The sequence below is a fragment of the Prosthecobacter sp. genome (assembly GCF_044373815.1).
Classification (GTDB): domain Bacteria; phylum Verrucomicrobiota; class Verrucomicrobiia; order Verrucomicrobiales; family Verrucomicrobiaceae; genus Prosthecobacter.
This window is the reverse complement of the sequence record NZ_JBIPNG010000317.1, coordinates 1-7,761: the sequence shown is the minus strand read 5'-3', so window position 1 is coordinate 7,761 and position 7,761 is coordinate 1. Positions and strand designations below refer to the sequence as shown.

Below are 7,761 nucleotides of genomic sequence, written 5' to 3'. Positions count from 1 at the left end.
GTGGACGTTTCGCGATGGACGATTTGTGGATGCGCAGTGTCTGGGGATCGACCAGGCGGTGACGCTGGGGGAGTGCTTTATCAAGACGCTGTATGCGACGGATGTGGATGAGCATGAGGCGGCGACGCCTTGCCTGCACGCGGACGGTGAGCCGGTGGTGGATGCGCTGGGCGAGTATGTGACGAGTGATGCGCAGGTGAAAAAAATGGGCCGCCGCCTGAAGGGGAAGCTGGAGTGGAAGGAGGTGTATGAGACGCGCCAGACGATCATCCGCCAGGGGGTGGAGGCGGTGCCGATCCACTTTCATGACATCAGCTTCCGCGAGGATGCGCCGGAGCTGGATCTGCGGCATACGAATGTGTATGTGAGCGTGGAGATGAGCACGTTTGAGGCGATGCGGCGCTTTCACCTTTCGAAGGAGGATGCGGTGCGCCTGGCGCGCTGCGCGGAGACGCGGATCTGCAGTGAGGACGAGGCGCAGCGTGAGCGGACGGCGGATGCGACGGTGACGTGCGCGCCGGCGGATGAGCCGCTGGGCGAGGTGGAGGCGGAGCAGCTGCTGAACACTCGCGTGAGGCTGATCGAGGCATACATCCGTGCGGATGTGACGGGCACGGGCAAGGAGGCGCGGATGTGCATGGTCTTCCCACCTTACCATGAGGACTGGATCATCTGGGCGGACTATCTGGCGAATATTTCGCCGAAGGCTGAGCTGCCGATCAAGTGTGATGTGTGGGAGCCTGTGCCGCACCGGCTTTATGGGCGGGGCTTTTTCTCGAAGTATGCGTACCTGCAGACGGCGACGGACAATCTGTGGAACCAGGTGAACTTCCGCAATGAGATGCATGCGAATCCGCTGACGGCGGTGCATGAGGAGAACCTGCAAACGGATGAGGACGGTGGCGAGATGGTGATCGGCCCGGGCAAGACGCTGCGCCCGAAGGCGGGGAAGCGGCTGGGGGATTGCATCGAATTTGCGATCCTGCCGGATGCGGACTCGCGGAGCCTGGAGCTGTTCCAAACGGGGATGCAGCTGGCGCAGTTGAGGAGCGGGATCACGAGTGCGAGCCAGGGGGATCTTTCGAGTGTGCCGGAATCGAACACGGCGACGGGGATCAAGTCTTTGATCAGTCGTGCGGCGGTGCTGCTGAAGAAGCCGATCCGGCGGCTGCGGAGATCGAAGGGCCGGGGCTTTAGCTATGCGGTGAAGCTGCACTACGCGAACTTTGACCGCGCGGAGGCTTTTGTGTGGGGCGAGGGGCACAACAAGGAGTTGGTGACCATCACCCCGGAGCATGTGCGGGACCTGGACATTGATGTGGAGATGCTGCTGACGCAGGAGCAGAACCAGAACAAGCTGCAGGGAGCGCAGGTGATGATGCAGCAGCTGCAGGGCTACTCGGGCATGCCAGAGACGGACAAGGCGGGGGCACGCGTGGGCGTGGTGCAGGCGCTCAAGGCGCTGGAATTCTCCAACGCGGAGGAGATGGTGCGCAAGCCGGTGGTGACGCTGGAGAGCTGCCTGCCGCTGCTGCCGCCTGAGGAGGCGGAGAAGCTGAAGGGGCTGATGGCTCTGCAGCAGCAGCAGGAACAGGCGGCCGCGCAGCAGCAGCAGGCGCCGGGTGCGGCACCGGATCAAGGTGCTGCGCCGGGGGCACCGCCGATGCCAGGGGCTGGTATGGCGGGGGCGCCGGGGATGATGCCGCCTGGGGCGGGCATGCCGGGTGCTGCGCCGATGGCAGGTGCAGGTATGCCGCCGGGAGCGGGTGCGCCGATGCCGGGGGCGATGGGGCAGGCGTGAGTTTTTGAAGAGCGGATAAACGAGCCGAGACAATCAGACGATGAGAGATTCAGAGAATTCAGCTTTCAAGACTCCATACAGACTCAGAGCGGTGCCTGCCTGCGGCGCGCAGTGATCGAGGACGAGTTCGAGTAGGAGTACGAGGACGATTTTCAGATAACAAAGAACCAAGAACGAAGAACACGAAACACGTTATTACCATGAAGAAGCACACACTGCTATTGTTTGTCATCGCCACAGCCATTGCCACGACCGCCCTGGGGGTGGACAGTGTGGATGTGATGCTGCGGAAAATTTTCGGCACGGACGCCGCGCCGATCGCGCCGCCGCTGTCGCTCACGAGCCATGCGCTGGTGGGCAAGGACAACCGCGTGGTGGTGAGCGCCTACCACGGTGCGCTGGAGTTTCAGGGCAGCACGTTTGACAGCAAGGTGACGACCCTGGCGATCACGAATCCGAGCGCGAGCCGCACGGTGACCTTTCCGGATGGCAGCGGCACGGTGAGCCTGCAGCGCACGGCGGCGCTGGCGGCGGCGAGCACGGTGAGCTTTGCGCCGGCATCCAGCGTGTCCTGCTACACGCTGACGCCTTCGCAGGATGAAACGATCAACGCGGTGACGACGGGGGCGGTCTCGGGCCGGACGTATGCTTTGGTGATCACCACCAGCGGCACGACGAGCCGCACGCTGACCTTCAACACGAACTTCAAGACGACGGGCACTCTGGCCACGGGGACGAGCAGCGCGAAGAAGTTCGTCATCACCTTCATCTTTGACGGCACCAGCTTCAATGAGGTGAGCCGCACGACGGCGATGTGAACTGCGTGCGCCGCTCGGTTTCCATTCATCACTATTCTAATTCGAGAACTCAGCATTCCGATGCTCCACGACTCCCCTGCTCTATCCGCCTTGTGCTTTCGATGCGCAATGATCGAGAACGATTTCGAGTAGGAGGACGAACACCAGAGAAAGACCGCATCATTTCGCATTCCTCATTTCACCCTAACACCCATCGCACACCATGCCTGCCTCACGACGCCGCACACCGCTTGATCCCATGTCCATCCCTGGAGCTCTCCAGGAGATGGTGCCGAACTCGTCCTTTCGCACGATCACGCCGTCTGACACCGCCCCCATCAAAGGGGGCCCGGCGCGCGCGCTCTATGTGGGCGGCACGGGCGATGTGGTGGCCCTCAACGAAAACGGCGTGGCGGTGACCTTCGCGGGCGTGCCGGCAGGCGCCGTGCTGCCCATCGCGACCTCCCGCGTGAACGCCACGAACACCACGGCCACGAACATCGTCGCACTGTGATTTTATGATCGGACTCGGACATGCTCTGTCACTCGCGCTGGCCCCCAAGGGGCCGAGCGGCCCGCCTTGGGTCCTCGCGAATGGCGCGTGGAACGACACAGGCGTCTGGGATGACGCAGCAAACTGGAAGGACTCTTAACTCATCACACTTATGTCACTCGACACCCTGAACAACGGCGACAGCGGGCTGGACGCCCGCACAAAGATCAATGCTGCGATTGATGCGGTGAATGCGTCTACGATCATTCGGGGGTCAGGTGTTCTGCAAGGGCACACTAATCCTGGCAGTCCTGAAAATGCTCCTTCGGATCTCTCCTACAACCTGGCATTCGATCAAGAATTCCTGCTGTTTTACACGCACAACGGCACCACCTATAGTTTCACCATCTCAGTCACTGACCCGGCTGATTCCACGATTTGGATTGATAGCAGTGGGTTTTCGACTGCGCTTGATCCTGCTACTGCGGTGGCCGCCGCCATCAACGCGCTCTCAATTCCTGGCATCACGGCAAGCAATGCAGAAGCCACATCACAGAACTGCATTGTTTCTGACACCAACACCGGACCTGCCGAAAGCCACTCCGGCAGTCTCACCAATACCACTGACCCAATAACCGTCACAGGTGGCGGCAGTGGTTCAAGCGCGGTCCCTCCCAGCGGAGCCACAAGCGAAGTGACCATCATCCCAGCGGATGAATCAAAGGACGTCAAAATGATCAAGGCTGGCGTTTACAACGCTGGTGGAGGAGTGAACACCACCGTCCAGATTGCGCTCAAGGTGGCGAGCACCTATTACCCAATTGGTGCTGCATTCAGCGCCTACACCATGACCGGCGAAGTTGCCGCCGGTGAATTTTTCTTTGAGTGGGTCACTGGTCGTCCAGCAGCCTCTGTCGTGGCGCGCATGACCGGAGAAATTCCGACTGGCGGAGCTCTCGCCTGCTGGGCCGTGGTTGAGCAACGCTAATCTGTTATCATGCCATGAAACTCCCGCTCGACCCCTCTCATTTCGAAGTGCCACTCTCGCTGGCCACCTGCATCTTTGGTGCGGCGGTGAGTGCGCTGGGCATTGTGGCGGCCACGGTGGCGGGGTGGTATGTGCGGCTGGCGAGCATTGACCCGCAGGAGCTGGCGATCCAGCCGCTGCACGTGGTGCTTATCGGGTTCATCATCGCGCTGGCGGGGTTCATCGTGCTGATTCTGCGCGCGGTGTGGGGCAAGGGCATCGAAACGGTGAACCGCTTCAGCGATGCGCTCAACAACCAGGCGCAGCAGATCGCGGAGCTCATCGAGCTGCAGACAAAGCGGGTGGAGAAGCTGGAGACGCTGAGCTTTGACGCCCTGCGGGACGCCGCCACGCAGGCCAGCAATACCACAACCCACCACAAGCCATGATCGGACTCGGACACGCTCTATCCCTGGCGCTGGCTCCCACAGGGCCGAACGGTCCGCCATGGATTCTCGCAAACGGTGCGTGGAATGACACGGGTGTCTGGGATGACGCATCAATCTGGAAGGACTCTTAACTTTTAACACAGCACACTTATGGCACTCGATACTCTCAACAATGGCGACAGCGGGCTGGAGGCACGCACGAAGATCAATGCGGCGTTTGATCAACTGAATACTCTTGGTCCAGCAGCGAACATTGCCATCACTGGCGGAACTGCTATTGGGCTTACTGCACTCGGACTCCGCAGTACCGGCACGGCGTTTGACCTGACATTGGCCAGCAGTGAAGAGCTGACTTCGGGGCGGACGCTGAGTTTTGCGCTTGGGGATGCTGACCGCACGCTGACGATTCCGGCCACGGGGACGGCGGCTCTTCTGGGCACGGCGAACATTTTTACCGCACTCCAGACAATGACCGCAGCAGCAAATGCAGCGGGCTTGAACATCAGCGGGTCAATCGCTGGAGGCGGCGTAACGCGTTCTATCCTGACCATTGCGGATGACTGGACCGCCGCCACAGGAAACACCTCATATCCGACGCTGTTATCGCTAGAGATTACAACAGGATCTGGACAGCCAAACTTTTATGGAGATAGAGCATTAAGATTGATACAAGATAACGTGGAAAGATTCTACATCGCCCATGATGGCTCCATGTATATTGCAAACGGTGTATCGGTAAATGGCAATTACCAAATCATTGAAATGCCTGTGGGTTGGATGTTGAGGTGGTCGAACCAGACTTGCCTTTCAAGAGTTGATCATGGAATCATTCTGCAACGCAGTGAGAGCGGCACGATCACGCAGACGTTTCGCGTGGCGAACACGGTGAGTTCAACCACGAACTGGGAGGCTGGCGTGATGGATTGGCAGACCTCCACTAACACCCTGCGCATCGGCACGGACGTTGGCAGCGGCGGTGGTTCGGCGCGCGACGCTCAGTTGATTCGTGGAGGTGTCGTTAAAATTAATCTTGGAGCGAATACTACTGACCATACGCAGCCGGTAAAACTTCCCAGTTACATCGTCAGCGGCCTGCCCTCTGCCTCGACCTGCGGAGCGGGAAGCATGGCTTTTGTGACGGATGCCACAACCACCACCGCATACAGCACCGTGACAGGTGGTGGCAGCAACAAGGCACTTGTTATCTCAGACGGAACCAACTGGATCATCCATTAAAAGCACCCGCTTATGAAACTCATCAACATTCCCACAACGCCCCCCGAGGCGACAGAACTCGTGGCACAAGGCATCGTTGATGTTGTGAACACGCAGATCACCCACCGTGTGGCCATTCACAACAACTGCTTCATCACGCTATGGCTCAATACGCGAGAAGGATTCACTCTTGCTGCCGTCCTGGCCACGCTCGGAACCAAGGCCGTGCACATAATGCAGTTCGCTAATAAGAACCGCGATCACATCGTCCGTTGTGCAAATCGCTTTGTCAAAACCCGCGCTGATTTCATCACCGATACCGGTCGCACGCCACCTGAGCAGTTGGACTATCACGCAAATGTCACTGTCACACTCGCTTAAATTTCCTTCCATCAGCATTCATGCACACAATCAAAACAACCAACGGACTTCGTCACCTTACGCATAACATTCTTCATGCCCCAAACACCTTCAAAACGCCAACAGAGGTGCTCATGGCGGCCAAGATTGTTGAGATTTTGAACTGCCCAACCCCCACTGAAAAGGAGGTGAATGAGGCATGGCAGAGTCAAACGGTTCCTGACATCCAACTCAGTGAGAAGCAGCGGGATCTTATCAAGATGGCGGTCGAGATGCATATCTCAAAACTCCCGCCGACCAAGTATGTGGTTTCTCTGCTGACCCAGCTTGGTTTTGAATAATCCACGCAACTTCATGATGTGATACCATGAGCACTGACACTCTTTCCCAGCTCATCACTCAGACTCTCGCGAAGAATCTGCGGCCGCTGTTGTGGTGTGGGTGGGCGACGTTTGCTGGAGTCATTGCAGGAACAGCGGCGGTCGGCGGAGTAGTCGAGGAGGTGAAACACGGCATTGCGGATGCGAAGCGTGAGGCATCTGAAGCACTGAGGAGCACGGCGGACGTACGGACTACCGTGATCGGCCACGACCGAGACATTGCCGTGCTGAAAGCCCAACGTGGAGCTGAATAACCATGAACACGCGCACCTGCTACATCGCCATCAACGGCATACGCACCAACCCCGGAGACGCGGAGGGGTGGACGGACCGGTTTGTGACGTGGATCAACACGCGGCTGCCGGACGGCGTGGTGGCGGAGAAGTTTGAGTACTCGTGCAGCGCGCTGCTTCGGCGCATGCACCAGCGGCAGCGGGCGGATGAGATTTCCAAGAAGGTGGGCTACTACCGGCGCGCGGGCTACCGCCTGGTGCTGGTGGGGCACAGCAATGGATGCGACCTCATCGCCCGCGTGCTGGAGGCCTGCGGGGCGGAGATCGATGCGGCGCACCTCATCGCTCCCGCAGCTGATGAGGAGGACTTTGCCGAGGCCATCCGCGAGGGCCTGATCCGCCGCATCCACATCTACGGCAGCCGGCATGATGGGGCGCTGCGCCTTGCCGCCGCCACGCGCCCGCTCATCGGCTGGCTGGGTCTGGGCTACGGCTCGCTGGGCCTGCGCGGGCGGGAGTTTGCCGCGCTCTTCCCCGAGGTGGTGCAGGACCACAGCGACGACTCCTGCGGACACTCCACCTGGCTGCAGCGCGGCGCGCAGTTTGAGGAGCTGATGCAGGCCATCAGCCAGCACGATCTCGCAGACCACCGAATACCATATACTACCACTCTTCAAGGCGAGGAGTGGAGGCCTGGAGACGCGACGTGAATGACGAATGACGAATGACGAATGACGAATGACGAAACCAAGAACCAAGACTAATCCCGTGAAAACCCACGCACTCATCCTTGTCACCGCCGCACTTGTGGCCGTCATGAGCCTCGGCTCCTGCACGAATCCGGGCATCCTGAAAATCAGCACGCCCGCCGTGCAGGCGCAGATCATCGGAGATGTGGAGAAGGATCTCCTGGCCGGTGGCGGCGCGCTGCTGATCTCCGGCGGCAGCACCAGCGCCGCCGTGGCCGCCATGAATGCGCAGGAGGTGCGAAACATCCCCGCGCTGCAGCAGGCGCTGTACCCGCAGCTTTCAGCCAAAAGTCCCGCTGCGGCAGTGGCGCCATGAA

11 protein-coding genes are annotated in these 7,761 nt (G+C 59.8%); all 11 read left to right on the top strand.

What is annotated here, in order from left to right; genetic code table 11:
• Nucleotides 1-1,801 (top strand): hypothetical protein (locus tag ACIREA_RS21675; protein ID WP_397384445.1); only part of this gene is annotated, 1,801 nt, incomplete at its 5' end.
• Between the two features lie 200 nt (nt 1,802-2,001).
• Nucleotides 2,002-2,619 carry a hypothetical protein gene (locus ACIREA_RS21670; protein WP_397384444.1) on the top strand — a complete coding sequence of 206 codons (618 nt, stop codon included), beginning with the start codon at nt 2,002-2,004 and terminating at the stop codon, nt 2,617-2,619.
• A 202-nt stretch (nt 2,620-2,821) separates the two neighbouring features.
• Nucleotides 2,822-3,112: a hypothetical protein gene (locus ACIREA_RS21665; RefSeq protein WP_397384443.1), complete on the top strand. Its 291-nt coding sequence runs from the start codon at nt 2,822-2,824 to the stop codon at nt 3,110-3,112.
• A 151-nt stretch (nt 3,113-3,263) separates the two neighbouring features.
• Nucleotides 3,264-4,079, top strand: a complete 816-nt coding sequence (locus tag ACIREA_RS21660) for a hypothetical protein (RefSeq protein ID WP_397384442.1) — start codon at nt 3,264-3,266, stop codon at nt 4,077-4,079.
• A gap of 14 nt (nt 4,080-4,093) precedes the next feature.
• Nucleotides 4,094-4,507, top strand: coding sequence for a hypothetical protein (locus ACIREA_RS21655; RefSeq protein ID WP_397384441.1), 414 nt, complete (start codon nt 4,094-4,096; stop codon nt 4,505-4,507).
• A gap of 150 nt (nt 4,508-4,657) precedes the next feature.
• Nucleotides 4,658-5,743: a hypothetical protein gene (locus ACIREA_RS21650; RefSeq protein ID WP_397384440.1), complete on the top strand. Its 1,086-nt coding sequence runs from the start codon at nt 4,658-4,660 to the stop codon at nt 5,741-5,743.
• Nucleotides 5,744-5,755: 12 nt separating this feature from the next.
• A complete protein-coding gene (locus tag ACIREA_RS21645) occupies nt 5,756-6,103 on the top strand; it encodes a hypothetical protein (RefSeq protein WP_397384439.1) in 348 nt (115 codons plus the stop codon).
• A gap of 20 nt (nt 6,104-6,123) precedes the next feature.
• Nucleotides 6,124-6,423 carry a hypothetical protein gene (locus tag ACIREA_RS21640; protein WP_397384438.1) on the top strand — a complete coding sequence of 100 codons (300 nt, stop codon included), beginning with the start codon at nt 6,124-6,126 and terminating at the stop codon, nt 6,421-6,423.
• A gap of 26 nt (nt 6,424-6,449) precedes the next feature.
• A complete protein-coding gene (locus tag ACIREA_RS21635; RefSeq protein ID WP_397384437.1) occupies nt 6,450-6,716 on the top strand; it encodes a hypothetical protein in 267 nt (88 codons plus the stop codon).
• A 2-nt stretch (nt 6,717-6,718) separates the two neighbouring features.
• Complete coding sequence (locus tag ACIREA_RS21630) at nt 6,719-7,405, top strand: hypothetical protein (protein WP_397384436.1); 687 nt, start codon at nt 6,719-6,721, stop codon at nt 7,403-7,405.
• Between the two features lie 58 nt (nt 7,406-7,463).
• Nucleotides 7,464-7,760, top strand: a complete 297-nt coding sequence (locus ACIREA_RS21625) for a hypothetical protein (RefSeq protein ID WP_397384435.1) — start codon at nt 7,464-7,466, stop codon at nt 7,758-7,760.
• The last annotated feature ends 1 nt before the right edge of the window (nt 7,761 follow it).